The sequence below is a fragment of the Microbacterium zouquanmingi genome (assembly GCF_052266695.1).
Classification (GTDB): Bacteria; Actinomycetota; Actinomycetes; order Actinomycetales; family Microbacteriaceae; genus Microbacterium.
On record NZ_JBQPQZ010000003.1, the window covers coordinates 1 to 19,934 of the forward strand.

A 19,934-nucleotide genomic window follows, 5' to 3' on the forward strand; every position below is an offset into this window, starting at 1 on the left:
GAAATCCTCACAGCGTTGGAGTCAACTAAACCGTCAGCAGTCCCGTGCGGCTAAGAGTGGTCATGTTTTTCCTGTGCGTGGTTGAGTTGCTGTTAGGCGGGTGGAGGTGTGGAGCGGGGGTCGGTCTCTGCGGTAATGCGCTTGAGCGTGGCGTGATGTCGCTTCGCCGCATTCCCGCGGCGTCACTGGCGTCAGATCTGGTCCACGAACCCGCTGGAACGCGTGAACAAGGAGATCAAGCGTCGCACCGATGTTGTCGGGGTGTTCCCCAACTCGGCCGCCCTGCTGCGCCTGGCTGGGGCCGTACTGATCGAGCAACACGACGAGTGGGAAGCCGGCGAACGCCGCTACTTCTCCGAAGCCTCGATGCTCGAACTCGCCACGATGAACGACCCCATTGAGGCTGTCAATGAGGAGGTGATCCTCCCAGAACTCGCCGCCGCCTAAACTAGAACAACTGACCTGCACGGTGTTGAGGAAACTCCACCACCTAGCGGGACGTCACCCCCGCGCAGGGCGAGAAAGCAATGCGCGCGAGCTCGACATCATCATCCGCGAAGTGTGTCGCACGCGCGATGCGGAGGATCTTTACGAGGCGCTCGCTCCGCTCGGTGTTCCCGTCGGATATTACGCAGATGCGCCTGCCCTGGTTGCGTCAGTGCACGCACGTACCCGTGGAGATTTGACGATCCTGGATCATGCGCAGCAAGTACTGATGGTCCCACGTCCCGGATACACATTCGGGGGTGAGCAGCTTGGTCCGCTGACCGCGTGGCCAGCTTCGCCAGGTGTCGACAATGAAGATGTCGATGCGTGGCCGGACGAGTCTCCTAAGCACGTGGCGACTCAGGATCCGCATGAGCACGCAGAGCAAGAATCGAGCTTGTCACACCTACCCCTCACGGGCGTACGAGTTCTCGACCTTACTTGGGTGGCCGCGGGCCCGTACTCCACGCAGTTGCTGACAATGCTGGGCGCGACTGTCGTCAAAGTTGAATCATCCAAGCGCCCGGACCTGTTCCGTCAGATGGTCGGCACGACAGCGAAGGGGCTCGACAGTTCGGCTCGCTTCAACTCAGTCAATCTGGGAAAGGCGAGTATCGGCATCGACTTCAAAGCACCGGACGGGCGGGCGCTTCTGAGGCGTCTGGCGCTGACATCGGATGTCATCGTGTCGAACTATCGGGCGGGGGCGCTGGAAGGCCTCGGGCTTAGCTACGAGGACCTCAAGAGCGAGCGCCCCGATCTCGTCGTGACCTGCATCTCTAACGGAGGTCGCGGTGGAACGGACCCCGGGTACGTCGGTTACGCGTCGAACTTCAACTCCATGGGCGGATTGGGGCACTTGACGGGATACCCCGATGGTCCCCCGACTGAGGTTAGAGACTCCATCGATCTTCGTGTCGGCACCGTGGCCATTGTCGGAACTATCGCAGCGCTCTTAGGCGTGGCGAGGACGGGACGGGGCGGAGCGGTCGATGTGTCAGCCCAGCAAGCGATCACCGGCCTCGTGGGCGATTCAGTGTTGGAGTATCAGCTGACCGGTCAGGTGCCATTGCGTTCGGGCAACGGGCTCTACTCGCAATGGCCGTATGGCGTCTATCGCTGCGCGGGGGACGATGAGCGGGTCGCCATCGCCACCGGGACCGTAGAAGAGAGAGCGAGATTGTTCGCAGTCGTAGGGCTCGAGCAGGCCAGCGCATGGTTCTCCGATGGTGATCAGCGAGTTGTGGCCGAGCATCAAATCCAGAGCTGGGTGGCGTCTCGCGCCGCAGACGAAGTAGCCGCGGAGCTGAGTGTTGCCGGCGTCGCGAACAGCAAGGTGATGAATGGCCCAGATCTCCTGGATGACGAGCATCTGCAGAGCAGAGGTCTCCTGCGTAGCGTCACCCATCCGTCACTTGGCGAGCAGATCGTCGTGGGTGCACCGTGGCTCATAGACGATCGTGCGCCAGAACTCACGTGTGCACCTGAACTTGGACGGGACACCGCAGCTGTTCTGGATGAATGGTTAGGGCGGACCGGCGAAGAAATCGCGGAGCTGATCTCGACGGGGACGGTCGAGTCATCGGAGAGCATCCGAGACAAACCGGAGGCGGCTGTAATATGAATCATTCATAGTTCGATCGGAAACTTTCCTAATGCATAAAGATCGTCAGGTGTAGTGATGAAGAGTGAGTGCAGCGAGCCCGATCGGGTAGGCACTGGGGCGCTCGCTCGGCGTCTCGGCGTTGACGAACCGCGACCCGAGCGACGCAGTCTTCCAACCAGCTCAGGCTCGCTCAGCGCCTTGCAGTGGGGCGTAGCGCCGCCGCAGATCATCCTTTTGCACGGAGCAGGGCTGCACGCGGGGGCGTGGTCACGAATGCTGCTCGAGCTGAACCTTCCGGCGCTCGCGATCGACCTGCCTGGTCATGGGGTCTCGGATCATCTGCCCGTCGAGTCATATCGAATCGCATCCATGGCTGACATGCTGGCAGAGGCGCTCGATTCCATCGCGATCAACGATGTCGTCTTTGTCGGACACTCACTCGGAAGCTTCGTCGCGGCATGCGCTGCTTCCAGCCTGGGGGGCGTCAGCGACTTGGTCGTACTCGATGCCACCCCGCATCGTCTGGGCATGAGCGATCCGACACGGATGCATTCGGGTACGCTCGATGAGCTCGTCGAAGCGATGCTTGTGCGCATGCCCCAACGATCACGTGAGTCGCTCGAGCGTTCGATCATTCGCAACACGAGACCAGTGTCCGGTGGTCGCCGCGAGTGGCTGTGGGATCCGGCGTTCGTCGACGCGGCACCCCTCCGAGCGCGGGAGCGCGAGAGCGTGTGGCGAGCGTTCGCAAGCGCTGCTGCGCGCACTGTGCTTCTCCGGGCCGAGAGGGGCGGTGTGACCGAAGACGAGGCTGATGAGTTCGCGCGCCGGGTTCCTAGAGCACAGGTGACGACGGTCGCGGGCGCGGGCCACAACCTGCACAGTGACCGCCCCGATTTCGTCGCGGAGAGGATCCGAGGGCTCCTCGAGGATGGCGAGTCACCTTCGAACGGGTTAGATGTAACACTGGGGGAACGAACAGGCGATCAAGAGCGATCTCTCCGGGTGTCAGTGTCGAAGTCCAAGTGGCGCCCGACGGGGTAACGCTGCCAGCGAGAAGGATGGATGAGTAATGTCGGAGTCGATGCTGCCGCGCCCCTATCAGTTTGCGAAGGATGTTCAGCCCGCCTGGCCTGACCCGTCCCGGCCGCCTGCGGGTGCGCCGAATGTGATCGTGATCCTCGCCGATGATCTCGGATTCAGCGACATCGCCCCCTTCGGCTCGGAGATCGAGACCCCCGCCCTCGACGAGCTGGCGGCCTCGGGCTACCGCATGCCGAACTATCAGACCCCGCCGCTTTGCGCTCCCGCGCGTGCAGCGCTGCTGACCGGACTGAATCCGCATCGCGCCGGGTTCGCCACCGTCCCCCACTCCGATCCGGGTTATGATCACAGCCGGTTCGTCCTTCCGCCTGGTGTGCCCACTCTCGCGGAGTCGTTCGGCGGGGCGGGCTACGCGACGTTCATGCTCGGCAAATGGCATCTGACCCCGGAAGCGCAGCAGCATGACCTGGGAGAACGAGCATCGTGGCCGTTGCAGAAGGGATTCGACAGATTCCTGGGGATCCTCGACGGCTTCACCAACCAGCATTCGCCGCACCGGTTGATCCGGGACAACGGGCTCGCGGGCACCGAGGAGTACGCCGAGGACTACTTCCTGACGGATGAGCTGACAGATCAGGCGGTGCGCTGGATTCGCGAGACGAACAGCACCGGGGAGCGCCGGCCGTTTTTCATGTACTTCGCACATCCGGGAATGCACGCGCCTCTTCAGGCCCCCGTGCGCACCGTGGACAAGTATCGAGGCAGGTACGCGGAAGGGTGGGATCGCCTTCGCGAGCAGCGATTCACCCGCCAGAAGGAGCTGGGAGTCATCCCGGAAGGCGCTAGCCTTCCACCGTCTAACGCCGAGCCAGGAGGCGACGTCGCTGACTGGACGGAACTGGATGACGCGTCGCGAGCGCGCTTCGAGCGGTACATGGAAGTGTACGCAGCGGGCGTCGATGCCATCGATCAAAGCACTCGACGCATCATGGATGTCCTGCGTGAGCACGGCGAGCTCGAGAACACGATCATTGTCTTCACTTCGGACAACGGCGCGAGCGGCGAGGGCGGTGCGCATGGCACACGCAGCTACTACAGCCAGTTCGGCGTCGCGGCCGACGTCGAGGACTGGCCTGTCGATGTCGAGGCTCCGCTCGCGGAGATCGGCACATCGCGCACGATGTCGCACTATCCCCGCGGCTGGGCGCAAGTGTCCAACACGCCCTTCCGCCTCTACAAGTCGCATCTGCTGATGGGGGGTGTGCGGGCGCCGCTGATCATCTCCTGGCCCGCCGGCCTGCCGCGCGCCGAGGGCGACGGGGGCATCCGAGAGCAGTTCGCCTTCGCCACCGACATCGGTCCCACACTTCTGGATCTCGCGGGCTGCGACCGCGTCACGAGGACCGAGGGCCGGGAGCCTGTTGCCATCGACGGCGAATCGCTGAGCGACGTCATCGCAGACCCCGCTGCCGCGCGGCTCCGCGAGCAGTACCAGGAGCTGATCGGGCGACGCTCCCTCACCCGCCATCCCTGGAAGCTCGTCAGCTCGGTGCGCGGTGGCCCGGCCTGGAAGGAGGCGGACTGGGCGCTGTACGACTTGGGGGCGGACCCGACCGAGATTCATGACCTCGCCTCAGAGTTCCCGGACCTCGTGGCGGAAATGGCCGACCGTTTCGTGCAGTTGGCGTGGCAGAACGGGGTGTTCCCGATCTTCGACGACGGATCCCAGAGGCGGCGGCGTCCGGAGAGTGAAGCGCACCTCTCCGCCCCGGTTCGCCTGCATCCCGACCTGCCTCAGCTGGAGCGTTTTCGCTCGGCCCGACTCGTGCAGTCCCGTACCGTCACGATCCGCTGCGTGTTCGTGCACTCGGACGGCGACGAGGGTGTGCTGGTGAGCCATGGCGACCAGGGCGGCGGCTACGCGATCAGGGTCGAGTCCGGCGGTGTGCGCCTCATCTACAACGAGTACGGAGCGCTCCGCAGCTTCTGGCAGGAATCCCCGAGTGCCTTCGCGGGCCGACGATCGGTGTCCGTGCGATTCGAGCACCGCCCCGGGCGTCGGTGGGGGGTCTGGATGGCACAGGGGGCTGGCGAGCTCCAGGAGGTTGGAACGGTGCGGCAGCTGCTCGGCATGGCGCCGTTCGCAGGCATCAGCGTTGGTCGCGATGCAGGCGGACCGGTCGACTTCGAGCGGCCGAGGGGCATCGGTGTCGATCGATATTCCGGAATGGTTCTCCATGTCGACTACGAGCCCGGTCCACTGCAGTCGGAGGCCGGATACTCGCTGGCGCCGCGTTTCAGCGCCGCCTTCGATTAGTCAGCTTCCGGCCGGCCGGCCGCGGCGCGATCAGCGGAGCTTGCGGTGGCCCTGCTTACGCGGAGCTGTTCCAGTGGGTCAGCGCGTTGCTGGGGAAGTCGATCGCGCGACGAAGCGTTCCCCGCAGATCGCTCTCGGAGGATCCGCGGGGAACGCTGTGCCGTGCACAGGTGTCAGGTCACTTCTTCACGCCGACCCCGTCGAGCATCGGGTATCCGGCCTGGGATTCGGTGATGCCGAGGACATTGTCGCGGTACGCGATGGTGTAGCTTCGCCACAGAATGGGGATGTACGCGGGCACGGTCTCGGATGTCGCCACGGCGATCTCGGCATAGAGCTCCTCCCGAGCGGCGTCATCGATCGTCTGCTGCGCCTCTTGCATGAGGTCGCTCAGACCAGGCACCTCGACGCCTCCGGGATTGCGGATCGTGTCGGTGCTGAGGTGGCGCCAGAGGAATGCGGAAGGGTCGACTCCCGGTACGAGGTTCTGCGGTGCAGAGGGGATCGTCGGCTTGGACCAGATGGACTCGGCGACTCCGCCGGTCGCCGGGAACACCAGCTCGACGTCGACGCCGATCTCGGCCCAGCTCGCCTGCACAGCTTCTGCGAGCTGCTTGTTGTTGGGAGGGACCGCCATGGAGAACGAGAATCCATCGGCGTAGCCGGCGTCAGAGAGGAGCTGCTTCGCCTCGTCGAGGTCGGCGGAGGGCTGAGGAACGTCGGAGTTGTGCCCCGGTTGCCCCGGGGCGATGAACTGATTCGCGACATCTCCTCGGCCGAACATCACTCCGTCCACCAGGCCGGCACGGTCGATGGCTTTCGACAGGGCCATCCGAACGCGGGGATCTTCCAGTTCAGGTGCGAGATCCGGGTTCAGGAACATTGCCACCAGTTCCGCGCCGACGATGTCGTACGTCGCGATGCCCTGTGACTCGATCGCGTCGGCTTGCGTCGGCTCGATGACCGCGATGTCGATCTCGCCGGAGCGGATTGCGTTCGACATCGCGACGGGATCCCGCAGAGCGCGAAGCGTTACGCCGGCGACCTGGGCCGCGTCGGGATTCCAATGCGTCGCACTCTTGACGAGCCCGATCTGCACGTCCGGAACGTCCTCCTCCACCAGGAACATTCCCGTGCCGACGGGCATCTCGAAGTCTCCGCTGGCGACGACCTCCGAGCTGAGCATTAGCCCTACGCCCCCCGCCAATGTCAGCGGCAGGGTCGCGTTGGGGGAGCTCAGCTCCACGCGCACCGCATGATCGTCGATCGCTGTGATGTCGACGACCTCAGCCAGATCAGCGCGGATGTTCGACGACGGAGCCATGTAGTGCGAGAGGGTTGCGACGGCGTCCGCAGAGTCGAAGTCCGTTCCGTCGCTGAACACCACGTCTTCGCGTAGCGTGATATCCCAGCTTGTCCCCCCGTCGGGAGTCTCCCACGCCGTGGCCAGGCCCGGCAACAGTTCTCTGTCGTCTCCCAACAGGATCAGGGGGTCGTACACGAGCTGGTAGATCGGCACGATTGTGGATCCGGGCATCTTGGACGGATCCCACGAGTTCTTCAAGTTCCGGACGCCGACGGTGATGTGCCCGTCTGGATCCATCGAGGCAGCCGCGTCGGAACCGGGACTCCCCTCATTCTGCGGTGCGGCGCATGCAGTCAGTGGCGCGGCCATGAGCGCGAGGGTCACGAGGAACGCACCAGTATGTCTGGCGATCGTCTTTGGCATGTCACTCCTTTGTGAAGGCGAGACGGAGATGGTATGTAACAAATTATCCGTCGGCGTGGTCAGAGCATTACACAATGTCCCTCTCGTGGTCAAGGGTGCCATTGTGAAGTGATGAAAAACGCCGCCGAATCAGTATCGAGAGCTGGGCCGCGGTGTAACGATCACGATTGACACGGAAGCCAAATTATGTAACCGTTGAGCACACGACAAGTAAATTTGCATTATGCAATAAGGAGATTCTCGCCGCGGGCGGTCGTCGATCACGAGGGAGTGACATGGGGAGTATTGCCAACGCAGACGCAGGTGTACCGCGATCGCGAAGCCGGTCTGGGGAAGGTCAAGCGGGCGTCGGGCGGTTGATGGCGCCCCTCAGTGGCATTCGTGTTCTCGAGATCGCCGACCAGCACGGCGAGTACCTGGGACGGACGCTCGCCTCGCTCGGCGCGGATGTCATCAAGATCGAGCCTCCAGGCGGGGAGGTGACGCGTCGACTCGGACCGTTCGCCGGTGATCCGACCGACCCGGAGCAGAGCCTGCACTTCCGGTACTACAACCTCGGCAAACGAAGTGTGGTGGCGAGCCTGGATACATCTGCGGATCGTGCGCACGTAGAGAGTCTCCTCGAGACGGCAGATGTGCTGATCGATTCGCGGGCGAGCGGTCCTGTGTTCCGTCCGCAGGAGCTGGAAGGTCGATGGCCCCACCTCATCCACGTGAGAGTTTCTCCGTTCGGAGATGAGGGTCCCTGGAGCACCTTCGTGGGAAGTGACCTCGTCCACCTCGCGCTCGGCGGAGTCGTCATGAACTGCGGATACGACCCCGACCCGACGGGGGCATACGACACGCCTCCGGTAGCCCCCCAGGGTGGGCAGGCATATCACATCGCCGGCGACCAGGCGCTCATCGGCGTTCTCGGCGCCCTCCGCTACAAGCGGCGGACGGGGGTGGGGCAGCGCGTTGCCGTCTCCGTCCACCACGCAGTCAGCCAGAGCACCGAGCTCGACCTGCCGAGCTGGATCTACAACCGCGAGGAGCGCAAGCGGCAGACTGCCCGGCACTCGTCGCCGCAGTCCACAGAGCGTTCCATAGCGATGACCAAGGATGGTCGTTGGCTCGCGACGTACCGCACGTACCTTCAGCACTTCCTGCCTGCGTACCGTGGGAACGTCGCCTTGCTCTCACGCTTCGGGATGCAGAACGGCCTCGATGCGCCCGAGTGCCAGGAGGAGGCGAAGAAGGGAACCCTGGCGCTGAGTGCGCGGGTATCCGCCGCGGTGGACGCATTGGTTCAGCGATTCCCGTTCGCACGGGACCTCTGGCGGGATGCTCAGGAGCTCGGCATGTCGTGGGCGCCGGTGCGGTCGCCTGAGGAGAATCTTCACGATCCCCATTGGCAGGAACGCGACACGTTCGCAACCGTGCTCGAGCAGGATCTCGGGACCGAGGTCAGGTACCCGCTCGGCCGGTGGTTCTCGGAGGACTCGAAGTGGGCGATCGGTGCGGGTGCTCCTCGACTGGGCGCACATTCACGGGAGAGCTGGCACCCCGCCGAGGAGCGAGCATCGTCCTCTGAAAAGTATGGGTCGCCTCTGCCGTCGGATGCCCCTGCTCACGCGGACGGAAGCGATGCGGAGCTGCAGGATTGGCCGCTCGCCGGTGTTCGAGTAGTCGATCTCTCCTGGGTGCTCGCGAGCGGGGGCGCGGGGCGATTCCTCGCCGCGCTCGGCGCCGAGGTGATCAAGGTCGAGCACGATTCTCGCCTCGACGGGTATCGGAACAGCGTCGGCCTCGTCCCACCGGGCGGCAGAGAGGAACGGGACCGTGCGACATCACGTCTCACGCCTGAGCGCACGAGCATCAACCAGAGCGGGGCCTTCCTCGAAGCGAACGCCGGCAAGCGCAGCTTCAGCTTGAATCTGAAGAGCGATCGGGGGCTGGAGATCCTCACGCGTCTCGTGGAGGAAGCGGACGTGCTCATCGAAGGCTTCTCTCCGGGTACCCTGGCGCGGCTGGGCTTCTCGTCGGAGCGATTGCGTGAACTGAATCCTCGACTCGTCTACGTCGCACAATCCGGAATGGGCGCTCACGGGAGCTACGGCGACGTGCGCACCTACGGGCCGAGTGCACAGGCCTTCTCCGGGCTGACGGAGATGAGCGGTCTGCCCGATCCCTATCCTCCCGCCGGGATCGGATACTCATATCTCGACTGGTACGGGGCTTACAACATGGCGTCGGCGGTCCTTGCCGGACTTTATCAACGCGACGCGTCGGGGCAAGGTGTTCACCTGGATCTCTCACAGGTGGAGATCGGGCTGGTGCTCGCCGGACTTCCGATCGTCGACTACCAGGTGAATGGACGTCCGTCGGCGCGACAGGGGAATCGGCCTTCGTACCTGAAGTCGGCCCCGCACAATGTCTACCCGGTTGCGGGGGACGACCGATGGATCGCAATCACCTGTATGACCGACACACAATGGCGGAGCCTGGTAGAGGTGCTCGGATCGCCCGCCTGGGCGGATGATCCGGCGTTCGCGTCCATGGATGGTCGGCTCCGCGATGTCGATCGTCTCGATTCATTCATCGCGGAGGCCACTCGAGGCTGGGACGGCAACGAACTCATGATGCGGTTGCAGGCGGAGGCGGTGCCTGCAGGGATCTGCCAGACAGCAGCCGATCGCTGCGACAGCGATCCGCAACTGTGGAGCGATCGGTGGATGGCTGAGCTTGACCAGATCGACATGGGCAGATGGCCGGTTCGAGACGTGGCATTCCGGCTGTCGCGAACACCCGCGCGCATCGGAGGGATGCTGCGCAGGAGCGGACCCAGCTACGGCCAGGACAACAACTACGTGCTTCGCGACGTCTTGGGTCTTACGGAGGAAGAGATCGCGGACTTGGCTACGGACGGAGCCCTCTGAATCAAGAGGGTCCGGTAATTGAATTCTGAAGAGAGGAAGAAGATGGGCAATCTGCGAGATAAGTACTGCATCGTCGGCGTCGGCGAAACTGAGTACACGAAGAACTCCGGCCGAACCACCCGAGCGCTCGGGACGGAGGCGATTCGAAACGCGTTGGCTGACGCCGGGCTTCGACCTGAAGACGTCGATGGAATGATGAGCTATAGCGATCGGGACTCCACCGCCTCGACGGCGATGGCGCTCGACCTGGGCATTCAGCTCAACTTCTACATGGACTGCCAGGGCGGCGGGTCGAGTACGGAGGCCCTCGTCGGGCTCGCCATGGGAGCTATTGAAGCGGGCATGGCCCACACGATCGTCATCTTCCGAGCGATGAACGGCTACAGCGGCGTTCGCATCGGCGGTACACCGACGGACAAGACGGGCGTTGCGACGAAGATCACGGGTCAGGACCTGGACACACTCCCGTACGGGTACAAGTCGGCAGCGCAGAAGTTCCAGTTCGCCATCGCCCGGCATATGCACGAGTACGGCACGACGAACGAACAACTCGCGCACATCCGTGTGGTGCACAGCAAGCATGCCGCCAACAATCCGAAGGCATACTTCAAGGACCCCGTGACCGTCGACGATGTCCTGTCCTCGCGTTGGATCTCTAAGCCGGCGACTCACCTGCTGGATTGCTGTCTGGAGACCGACAACGCAACATGCATCATCGTTACCTCAGCGGAGCGCGCACGAAATCTACGGCAACGTCCGGTGTACGTGAAGTCCGTCGCGGGCCGCGTCACCAAGCCCTTCCCGTCCGCGTTCTACCACTATCAGTGCGACCCCATCACGCGGCAGGCGGGTGAGTACGCCGCTCGCACGGTGTTCCGGAACGCAGGTGTAGGCCCCGAGGACATTCAGATCACCGGCGCGTATGACGCTTTCACCTTCACTACGCTCTTCCTGCTGGAAGGATACGGCTTCTGCGAGAGGGGAGAAGGAGGCGACTACGTCACGAGCGGTGCGATTGAGCTTGGCGGTATCCGGCCTAATAACACAAGCGGAGGGCTGCTCTGCGAGGGCTACACGAACGGAATGAGCCTCGTCATCGAGAATGTTCGGCAGCTGCGCCACGAAGCTGATGATTACTGTGAGGTGGACGCGGCGGGCCGGAGGAAACACACCTATGATTACTCGGCTGGTTGTCGTCAGGTCAAAGATGCCGAGCTCGCGATGTCGATGGGGGAATCGGGCGTCGTCTCGACCACGAGCGCGCTGATTCTGGGGGGTAAGTGATGTATCTCGGAATGGATCTGATCGTCGAGAGCAACGACTCCGAACGCCAGGGGTACTTCGAGCATGCGAAGGCAGGGCGACTGGTCGTCCAGAGCTGCGATGACTGCAGTTTGCTGCGGGGTGCCATCGGTTCCGGCTGTCCTTTCTGCGCGTCGCCGAACTGGAGCTGGCGCGAGGTGAGTGGACGCGGCCAGATTTACAGCTGGCAGATGGTCATGCATGCGATCCAGCCGCAGTTCCGCGACTGGGTGCCCTATCCGATTGTCCTGGTCGAGCTCGACGAGCAGCGGAATGTGCCATGGCGCGACGGACGCGAGGGCGAAGCGGTCTCAGTGCGGCTCATTACCAATCTCGTCGCGGAGGACGTCATGCAGCCGGAACGTCGAGAGGGCGAGATACGGATCGGTCGCAGGGTCGAGGTCTGTTTTGCCGACATCGACGAGACACGGGCGCTCCCGCAATTCAGGCTGATCGATGACGAAGAACTCGGGTAGCAGTCGTTCGAGCGGCGCCCCGGCTGCGGGGAAATCCGCGCAGCCGGGGCGCCGTCGTTGGCGGGCGGTCGACGCCACCAGTGGAGTTGCGTGGGCGCCCAGTGCACAGACGGCCGGGGGAAGATGTCATGACGCGGCTCAATAAGGTTGTCGGCCTTCTTGAGGACGGACTCCCAGCTTTCGGGCCGCTCGTGGCTTCAGCGGGCAGTTACCAGGAGGCGAATGCACTCGCCGATTCTCCCTACGACATGGTGACGTTTGACCTCGAGCACAACCCATACGATGTCGATGCGCTGCGTATTTCGCTGCAGTTCCTCTTGAACAGGCGCCAGATCCATCGGGCAGAGACGGTGGCGCCCTCGATCGTTCCGTTCGTCCGCGTGCCGGTGAACGGACGCGAACGCAATGAATGGATAGTGAAGCAGGTGCTCGACCTCGGGGTGTTCGGCGTAATCTTCCCGATGGTCAACACAGTCGAAGAGGCCGAGCATGCCATTGCGTCGTGCAGATACCCCCGTCCACAGTCTCGGACTTCCACCGAACCTTCCGGGTTGAGGGGGCATGCACCGATCCATGCGGTGCGCTATTGGGGTCTCACGCCGGACGAGTACTACGAGAAGGCGGACGTCTGGCCGCAGAACCCTGACGGGGAGATTCTGCCGATCCTGCAGTGCGAGCACGTGGAAGGCGTAAGCAACATTCGCCGAATCCTCAGCGTGGCGTCGTCGCGCCCTGGCGTGGTGCTGATCGGAGAGAACGACCTTTCGGTGTCGATGGGTTATGGGGGTAAGTCAACGCCGGAGGTCGAGTCCGCGGTAGGCGAGGTGATCCGGGCCTGCCATGAGTTTGGCGTTCCCTACGGCACTGCCCGAGGCAACGCGACGTCGATCGAGCAGAAGGTGGCGGATGGCTACCGCTTCATCTTCACGCGTGAGTTGCCGTCGTATGAGGTGCTTCGTGCCGGGCTGCGGGCGGCCGGCAGATCGTAGAGGCCGTGCCCGGTAGTCCCGCACGTCCTTCGAGCGACCGGGGTTTGACGCCTGCCGAGATATGTGTAACATCTAATCTAGTGACCGTGTGTCGAATCTTTACATTTAGCGGGACAACTCACAAAGGAGTGACATGCTCAGGAATACTCAGAAGCGCCGGGCGCGGACGTGGGGCGCGGGTCTTCTCGCCGTCACGATCGTGCTCTCCGGGTGCGCAGGCGGGAACACCGCCGAGGAATCGGGAGCGACCGCGGAGACGGACCCGAACGCAGAGATCTCGATCGGCGTACGCTTCTTCGGGACGTCGTGGGACCCCGCGACGATGCCCGGCGCGACGATCGTGCCGATCTATCAGCTCGTGTACGACAACCTCATCGGTCTCGATGCCGATCTGGACCTGGTTCCCTCCCTTGCGGAGGAATGGTCCACGGACGACGGCGGTCTGACGTGGGACCTGACGCTGCGCGAGGGAGTCGTCTTCAACGACGGCTCGACCTTCGGGTCGGAGGATGTCATCGCGACGCTGGACTACTACGCGGGTGACGGGTCGAACACGAAGGCCGACCTTGCGGGAATCAGCAGCGTCGAAGCAGTCGACGAGACCCACGTGCGGATCGCGCTGACCAGTGCGAACGTGGGGTTCCCTCAGGTGCTCGCAGGCCGCGCGGGACTGATCCTCAGCGCAGAAACGGTGGAATCCGGTGACTTCGCCTCCCCGGTCGGCACGGGCAAGTTCCTCGTCGAGAAGTACATCGAAGGGTCCGAAGCCGGCTTGGTGCCGAACCCCGACCACTGGAACGCGGATGCCGTCAAGCTCGGCGGCGTCACCGTCCGCTGGATCGAAGACCCCGTCGCCATGGCGAACGCCATTCGCTCGAACGAGATCGACATGGCCGTGATCGAGCCAGCACAGGTCGATGCCGTCGAGGCCGCCGGCATCCGCACGTACACCGTGCTGGGAGCGCAGCTCGTCGCCATCGGTCTCAACGACGACCTTGCTCCCGAGCTCGAGGATCCGCGCGTTCGCAGGGCGCTGTCGATGGCGATCGACCGCGAAGGGATCGTGCAGGGGCTGAACTTCGGCCGCGCGACCGTCGCCGATCAGCTGATCGCTCCCGGACGCGTCGGCTACAACGAAAACCTGGGTGAGATTCCGTACGACATCGACGGCGCCAAGAAGCTCCTCGCTGAGGCAGGGTACCCCGACGGCTTCACCTACACGATGGCCGCGCAGGCGAACAACAAGCAGCTCGCCGAGGCCATTCAGGCCAGCTGGGCCGAGATCGGCGTCAAAGTCGAGCTCACCTTCCCCCCGGGCAGCGGTGTCGCCGACGCCACGTGGGCCAACCCCACGATCGCGATCGCGACGCAGAACCTGGTCCCCGACGTCGACCCGGCGCCGTTCCTGTGGCGGCACATCAGCACGGAGACGATCCGCAACCCCGGGAAGATCGAAGTGCCCGGCGTGGAGGATCTGATCCGTCAGGCGCAATTCACGGCAGATGGCGACGAGCACGACGCCATCTTCGACGAGATCGCCGAACTCACGCGTGAGAACATGTCGGCGTACATTCCGGTCATGTGGCGGAACTACACCGTCGCGTACAGCGAGGACTTCGTCGGGATGCAGGAATGGCAGGCCGGGTACCCGATCATCGACGGGCTCGGCGTCAAGAAGTAACAGGATGCGCCGGTGGGGACAGTGCTGCTCCCACCGGCTCCGTCTCGAAGGAAACGGGAGAAGGAGTTACCATGACGGCGACCAAAGCTGAGGCCTTGCGCCGAGCGCCGGCGGACGGCAGAGCGGATCGGCGCCCCATCGTGACGCGGGGCGCCCTCCGGTTCCTCGGTACGAAGTTCGGTCGGATGCTGCTCGTGTTCATCGCGACCACGCTGCTGGTGTTCAGCCTGACATCGCTCGTGCCGGGGGACCCCGCACTGGCCCTCGCTGGTGATGATGCGGACCCAGCGACCGTTGCCCTCATTCGGGCCGAGCTCGGCCTCGATCGCCCGTGGATCGTCCAGTATCTCAGCTGGTTCGGCGGGCTCTTCGTCGGAGACTTGGGTACATCGTTCACCCTCCGAGCTCCGGTGGGTGCGCTCATTCTCGACCGGCTCCCCGCGACGATGTCGATCGCGCTGACGGCCATCGCCATCGCGGTGATCGCTGGCGTGCTCGTCGGGATGCTCGCCGCCGCCTATCGTGGGCGGATGGCGGACCGCGTAACCACTGTCCTGTCGACGCTGGGAATCGTGACTCCCAACTTCTGGGTCGGGATGATCCTCATCCTCCTATTCGCCTTCGCCATCCCGATCTTCCCCGCGGTGGGCTACACCGCATTCGAGGACGATCCGGTTGATTGGTTCGCCCACATCATCCTCCCGGCCATCGCTCTGGCCATGGCCGTGGGCGCAGAGTTGCAACGTCAGACTCGCAGCTCGATCTCCGATACGCTCACCCAGGACTACATTCGCACTGCCCGCTCGCAGGGTCTGTCGCGCTCCCGTGTGCTGTGGACCCGAGCGCTCAAAAATGGTTCGCTGCCGGTGGTCACCGTGATCGGCTACCAGATGGCGGGGCTGCTCGGCGGCTCGGTGGTGGTGGAAAAGGTCTTCAACATCCCAGGTCTGGGTACGCTCGCGATCAATTCGGTCGTCGCCAAGGACATCCCCGTCCTTCAGGGCATCGTGCTCGTAACCACAGTGATCGTGATTGTTGTCAACTTCCTCACCGATGTGCTTTACACCGTTCTGAACCCGAAGGTGCGCGTGTCATGACCTTCACGATCCAAATACCCACTGGTCGTCGCCCTAAGCGTGTCGGCTTCGCACAACGCTTCGCACACCAGAAGCTCGCCATCGCGGGTCTGGTAGCCCTTGTGCTCACGGTGCTTGTGGCTGTCTTCGCCGATCTGTTGAGCCCCTATGACCCAGACGCGACAGCGCTCACATCCGTCCTGCTCGCCCCCGGTGTCGACGGTCATGTACTTGGCACCGATGAACTTGGCCGAGACCTGATGAGCCGACTCATCTCAGGCGCGCAGGTCTCGCTCAGCGCCGCGCTGCAGGGCACCGTGCTTACCGTATCGATTGGGGTGACGCTCGGGCTCGCGGCAGGGTTCTTCCGCGGATGGGTGGAGCGAGTCATCATGTTCGTCACCGACGTATTGATGAGCTTCCCCGGCATCCTGCTCGCAATCGCGATCGCCGGAATCCTCGGACCCAGCCTCAGCAACGCGATGATCGCACTGGGCGTGGTGCTCGCCCCCGGAGCGATCCGTCTCATCCGTGGGTCGGTCCTCTCCGTTCGGGAGGAGACCTACGTCGAAGCGGCGCGCAGCATTGGCACGCCGTCCGTGCAGATCCTCGGCCGACATATCCTGCCGAACGTCATTCCGCCGCTCATCGTCTATATCGCCGTTTTGGCCGGGCAGGTCATGCTCATCGAAGCGGGCCTGAGTTTCATCGGCGTCGGCGTCCAACCGCCACAGGCTTCCTGGGGTGCAATGCTCTCTTCCTCATTCGCTTACATTGATCGCGCGCCGTGGCTTGCGGTCTTCCCCGGCCTGATGATCGCTCTCTGTGTCTTCTCCCTCAATCTCTTGGGCGATGGCATCCGCGACTCCATTGGAAAGAAGGTCGTTCGATGACTCTTGACCGCACGGAACCAATTCTCGAAGTCGCCGACCTCCGGACGGAGATCGAGATCGACGGGCGCTGGATTCCCGTAGTCGACGGCGTGACCTACTCGGTGCGCCCCGGTGAGACGCTCGGACTCGTCGGCGAATCAGGCTCCGGCAAGAGTGTCTCCGCCATGACGATGATGGGGTTCGTCGGACGCCGACGAGGCCAGCGTGCGTCAGGGCGCGCGGCGTTCCGAGGGTCCGACCTCCTGACGATGCCAGAGAAACAGCTCGCCCGGCTTCGTGGCAACGGCATGGCGATGATCTTCCAGGAGCCGATGACGAGTCTGGACCCTTCGTTCAAGGTGGGAAACCAGATTGCCGAAGGGATTCGTCTGCACCAGGGTGTGACGCGTGCCGAGGCCAAGCGGCTCGCGATCGAAGCCATGGACAAGGTCCGGATCCCGAACGCGAAAGCGCGCGCCGAGAGCTACCCGCATGAGTTCTCGGGTGGCATGCGCCAGCGTGTGCTGATCGCGATGGCGATCGCCAACGACCCTGCCCTGCTGATCGCCGACGAACCGACCACGGCGCTCGATGTCAGCGTCCAAGCGCAGATCCTCTCGCTCCTGGCAGATATGCGCGACGAGCTCGGTCTGGCGATGATCTTCATCACGCACAACATGGGTGTCGTCGCCGACATCTGTGACCGGGTGGCCGTGATGTACGCAGGGCAGATCGTGGAGACGGGAGACGTGCGCGACACATTCGCCTCGCCGCAGCACCCGTACACTAGTCGGCTACTCGCATCGATGCCGCGACTCAGAGGCGCCCGCAAGCAGCTCGAGTGGATCCCCGGTACGCCGCCGCGGCCGGTTGAGTTCACCGCCGGCTGCCGATTCGCGCCACGATGCATGCATGCGCTCGAGGAGTGCCTGCAGCCGACGACGCTCATCGAGGTCGGAGACGACCGCGCCAACCGATGCACACGGGGCGTTCAATGGAAGGAAGATGTGACGTCATGAGCGATGCTGCGAACGCTGCGAACGTCCTCGAGGCCGAGAATCTCGTGGTCTCCTTTCCCGTGGTCCGCGGCGGCCACCGCACCACGGTGCGCGCGGTACGCGGAGTCGACCTCACGCTCGGCGCTGGCGAGACGCTGGGAATCGTGGGGGAGTCCGGGTCCGGCAAGTCGACTCTCGCGCGTGCCGTGATGCGACTGATCCGCTCTGAAGGGCGGATTGTCCTGCTCGGGTCAGATGTCACGGACCTGAGCGAGAGGCATTTCCGCTCGCATCGCCGCAAGGTGCAGATGGTGTTCCAGGATCCGTACTCGTCTCTGAATCCCTCGCTCACCGTCGGCCAGAGCGTCGCGGAACCGCTCAAGGTGCACGCGCGGCTATCCGCCAGGGAGCGTCGCGAGCGCGTCGCGGAGGTGCTGGATCTCGTCGGTCTGCGTCCTGAATTCGCGGACCGCTACCCTGACGAGTTCTCCGGAGGTCAGCGGCAGCGCATCGCGATCGCGAGGGCCATCGTGCTCGAGCCGGAGATCCTCATTTGCGATGAGGCGGTCAGCGCGCTCGATGTTTCGACGCAGAATCAGGTGCTCAGCCTACTCGAGAGCCTGCGTGAGCGACTCGGGCTGTCGTATCTCTTCATCTCCCACGACCTCGCCGTCGTCCGTCACATCTCCGATCGCGTCGCAGTGATGTACCTGGGCGAGGTCATGGAGGAGGGCCCGGTCGATCGGCTGTTCGACGGTCCTGCGCACCCCTACACCCAGGTGCTTCTCGAGGCGGTGCCTGAGCCGGATCCGGAGCTGCAGCGGTCGACGGCTAAGCGCGTGCTCGACGGCGACGTCCCCGACCCGACGAATCCCCCACCCGGATGCTCGTTCAGCAGCCGATGCCCGTACGCGATGGAGATCTGCCACGTGGAGCCGGCGCCGGTCATCGAGGTCATCGGAGGCGGGATCTCACGGTGCCACCTCCACACCACCGGCCCGGCCCTCGCGGGCGCGCCGCTGAGAGCACTCCCGATCATCGGCGTTACCCAGGGCGGGGCATCGGTATGACGCAGAAGTGGCAGGGCGTGCGCAGCGTCAAGCGGCTCGATTCGGTGCGGGAGGCCACCGCGTTGAACAAGGCCCACAGCGAGCTCATGTGGTCCGACATCGCGAACGGCAGCCCCTTCGTCTTCGGTTACGGCCCCATGGAGCTGTTCAATGCGATGGGGATCCACCTCGTGTTGCCCGTCCAATACGGCTCGGTCCTCGCGGCTAAACAGATGTACGGTCAATTCCAGCGTGCGATCGAACGGCGGGGGTACTTCCCCTCTCTCTCCAACTACGAGAGCCTGCCGCTGGGTTACTGCTTCGATCCCGACCCCCGCGCGCCGTACGGCGGGCTGCCCACACCGGCGGCCATCTTCGGTGGATACATGCAGGAGCCGGGCATCTATGAGCTGTACGGCCGCGAATTCGGCGTGCCCGTGCTCCTGACCGACGACCCCTATCGGCAGCTCGGCATCCCCGACGGCTGGTGGGACGGTCCCGAATGGCGCGATCCGCGAATCCTCGACTTCGCGACGAACGAGGTGCGCGCGGCGGTGCGGCTGCTCGAGCAGGTCACCGGCATACCGTACCGGGAGACCGATCTGCGCGAGCTGATGCATCGCGCAAACGAGATGGCCGAGTACTACGAGCGCATCGTGCAGCTGGGGTGGGGGAGCGGCGGCCCCGCGCTCTTCACAGCGACGGATGCCTACTCCGAGGTGGCCATCTTCGAGACCCACTTCGGCCACGAGTGGGCGCTCGAGCACGTCAAGCGCGTCCACGCAGAGGTCGAGCAGCGCGCCGCCGACGGAGCCTTCGCGGTGCCGGAGGAGAAGACCCGTCTGCTCTGGGGTGGGACGCCGCTGTGGTTCAACCTCGGCTTCCTCAACGCCTGGGAGGAGAGTCACGACACCGTGTTCATCGAGACGATGTACTTGCCCCGGGCGAAGCGCCTCATCCAGGACCCGAGCGAGGATGCGCTACGCTCGGCGTTCCTGCGCCGCCACATGAAGTACACCGGCAGCAGCCCGAAGGCCGCCGCGTCGCTGATCGTGGCGCAGTGCCGGGAGTTCGGGATCGACGGCGTCGTCCTTCCTGCCAGAGCGGCGACGCGCGACACCATCGCGTCGTCCCGATACATGGCGCTCGAGCTGCAGGTCGCGGGCATCGAGGTTCTACTGCTCGACTACGCGCCATTCGACAGCGAGGCCTGGGACGAGGAGTCGATGCGGGCGCAGGTCACCACCTTCATCGAGGGAATCCAGAGCAGCACGGGCAGTTCCTAGATCTGAACGGATCGACGGGTGGTGCACGTCGTCACGCCCGCCAGTCGTCACGCGGAAGACGCAGACGACCCTGCAATATGTGTAACATAATTCGTTCGATCGAGT

14 protein-coding genes and 1 pseudogene are annotated in these 19,934 nt (G+C 64.0%); 14 read left to right on the forward strand and 1 reads right to left on the reverse strand.

The annotated features are described in order from the left end of the window. Positions 1-162: 162 nt before the first annotated feature. The 4 genes and pseudogenes from ACTU6U_RS06995 to ACTU6U_RS07010 form a co-directional block, all read left to right on the forward strand. A pseudogene (locus ACTU6U_RS06995) lies at positions 163-447 on the forward strand (transposase); the annotation flags it as partial. A gap of 112 nt (positions 448-559) precedes the next feature. Next, positions 560-2,110, forward strand: a complete 1,551-nt coding sequence (locus tag ACTU6U_RS07000; RefSeq protein WP_443468440.1) for a CaiB/BaiF CoA transferase family protein — start codon at positions 560-562, stop codon at positions 2,108-2,110. Positions 2,111-2,167: 57 nt separating this feature from the next. Further along, positions 2,168-3,136 carry an alpha/beta fold hydrolase gene (locus ACTU6U_RS07005; protein WP_438253864.1) on the forward strand — a complete coding sequence of 323 codons (969 nt, stop codon included), beginning with the start codon at positions 2,168-2,170 and terminating at the stop codon, positions 3,134-3,136. Positions 3,137-3,164: 28 nt separating this feature from the next. Beyond that, on the forward strand, positions 3,165-5,453 hold the full coding sequence (locus tag ACTU6U_RS07010) for an arylsulfatase (protein ID WP_438253865.1): 2,289 nt from the start codon (positions 3,165-3,167) through the stop codon (positions 5,451-5,453). A 178-nt stretch (positions 5,454-5,631) separates the two neighbouring features. Here the strand turns inward: ACTU6U_RS07010 and ACTU6U_RS07015 are convergent, their stop codons facing one another. Beyond that, positions 5,632-7,182 (reverse strand): ABC transporter substrate-binding protein, encoded by a 1,551-nt coding sequence (locus ACTU6U_RS07015; protein ID WP_438253866.1) that lies wholly within the window; start codon positions 7,180-7,182, stop codon positions 5,632-5,634. 359 nt (positions 7,183-7,541) lie between these two features. Between ACTU6U_RS07015 and ACTU6U_RS07020 the strand changes: the two genes are divergently transcribed. The 10 genes from ACTU6U_RS07020 (at position 7,542) to ACTU6U_RS07065 (ending at position 19,829) form a co-directional block, all read left to right on the forward strand. Further along, entirely contained in the window at positions 7,542-10,100 is a 2,559-nt protein-coding gene (locus tag ACTU6U_RS07020; protein ID WP_438253867.1) for a CaiB/BaiF CoA-transferase family protein, read from the forward strand. Between the two features lie 42 nt (positions 10,101-10,142). Then, a complete protein-coding gene (locus ACTU6U_RS07025) occupies positions 10,143-11,384 on the forward strand; it encodes a thiolase C-terminal domain-containing protein (RefSeq protein ID WP_438253868.1) in 1,242 nt (413 codons plus the stop codon). Between the two features lie 11 nt (positions 11,385-11,395). Then, entirely contained in the window at positions 11,396-11,878 is a 483-nt protein-coding gene (locus ACTU6U_RS07030; protein ID WP_439255254.1) for a Zn-ribbon domain-containing OB-fold protein, read from the forward strand. A 128-nt stretch (positions 11,879-12,006) separates the two neighbouring features. Then, positions 12,007-12,867 (forward strand): HpcH/HpaI aldolase family protein, encoded by an 861-nt coding sequence (locus ACTU6U_RS07035; protein WP_443468441.1) that lies wholly within the window; start codon positions 12,007-12,009, stop codon positions 12,865-12,867. 133 nt (positions 12,868-13,000) lie between these two features. Continuing rightward, positions 13,001-14,548, forward strand: a complete 1,548-nt coding sequence (locus ACTU6U_RS07040; RefSeq protein WP_438253870.1) for an ABC transporter substrate-binding protein — start codon at positions 13,001-13,003, stop codon at positions 14,546-14,548. 71 nt (positions 14,549-14,619) lie between these two features. Further along, positions 14,620-15,645, forward strand: a complete 1,026-nt coding sequence (locus ACTU6U_RS07045) for an ABC transporter permease (RefSeq protein ID WP_438253871.1) — start codon at positions 14,620-14,622, stop codon at positions 15,643-15,645. Continuing rightward, positions 15,642-16,517: an ABC transporter permease gene (locus ACTU6U_RS07050; RefSeq protein WP_438253872.1), complete on the forward strand. Its 876-nt coding sequence runs from the start codon at positions 15,642-15,644 to the stop codon at positions 16,515-16,517. The genes ACTU6U_RS07045 and ACTU6U_RS07050 overlap by 4 nt, the downstream gene beginning before the upstream one ends. Next, on the forward strand, positions 16,514-17,515 hold the full coding sequence (locus ACTU6U_RS07055; RefSeq protein WP_438253873.1) for an ABC transporter ATP-binding protein: 1,002 nt from the start codon (positions 16,514-16,516) through the stop codon (positions 17,513-17,515). The genes ACTU6U_RS07050 and ACTU6U_RS07055 overlap by 4 nt, the downstream gene beginning before the upstream one ends. Further along, on the forward strand, positions 17,512-18,564 hold the full coding sequence (locus ACTU6U_RS07060; protein ID WP_438253874.1) for an ABC transporter ATP-binding protein: 1,053 nt from the start codon (positions 17,512-17,514) through the stop codon (positions 18,562-18,564). Before ACTU6U_RS07055 ends, ACTU6U_RS07060 begins: the two co-directional genes overlap by 4 nt. Next, on the forward strand, positions 18,561-19,829 hold the full coding sequence (locus ACTU6U_RS07065; RefSeq protein ID WP_438253875.1) for a 2-hydroxyacyl-CoA dehydratase: 1,269 nt from the start codon (positions 18,561-18,563) through the stop codon (positions 19,827-19,829). The genes ACTU6U_RS07060 and ACTU6U_RS07065 overlap by 4 nt, the downstream gene beginning before the upstream one ends. Positions 19,830-19,934 lie beyond the last annotated feature (105 nt).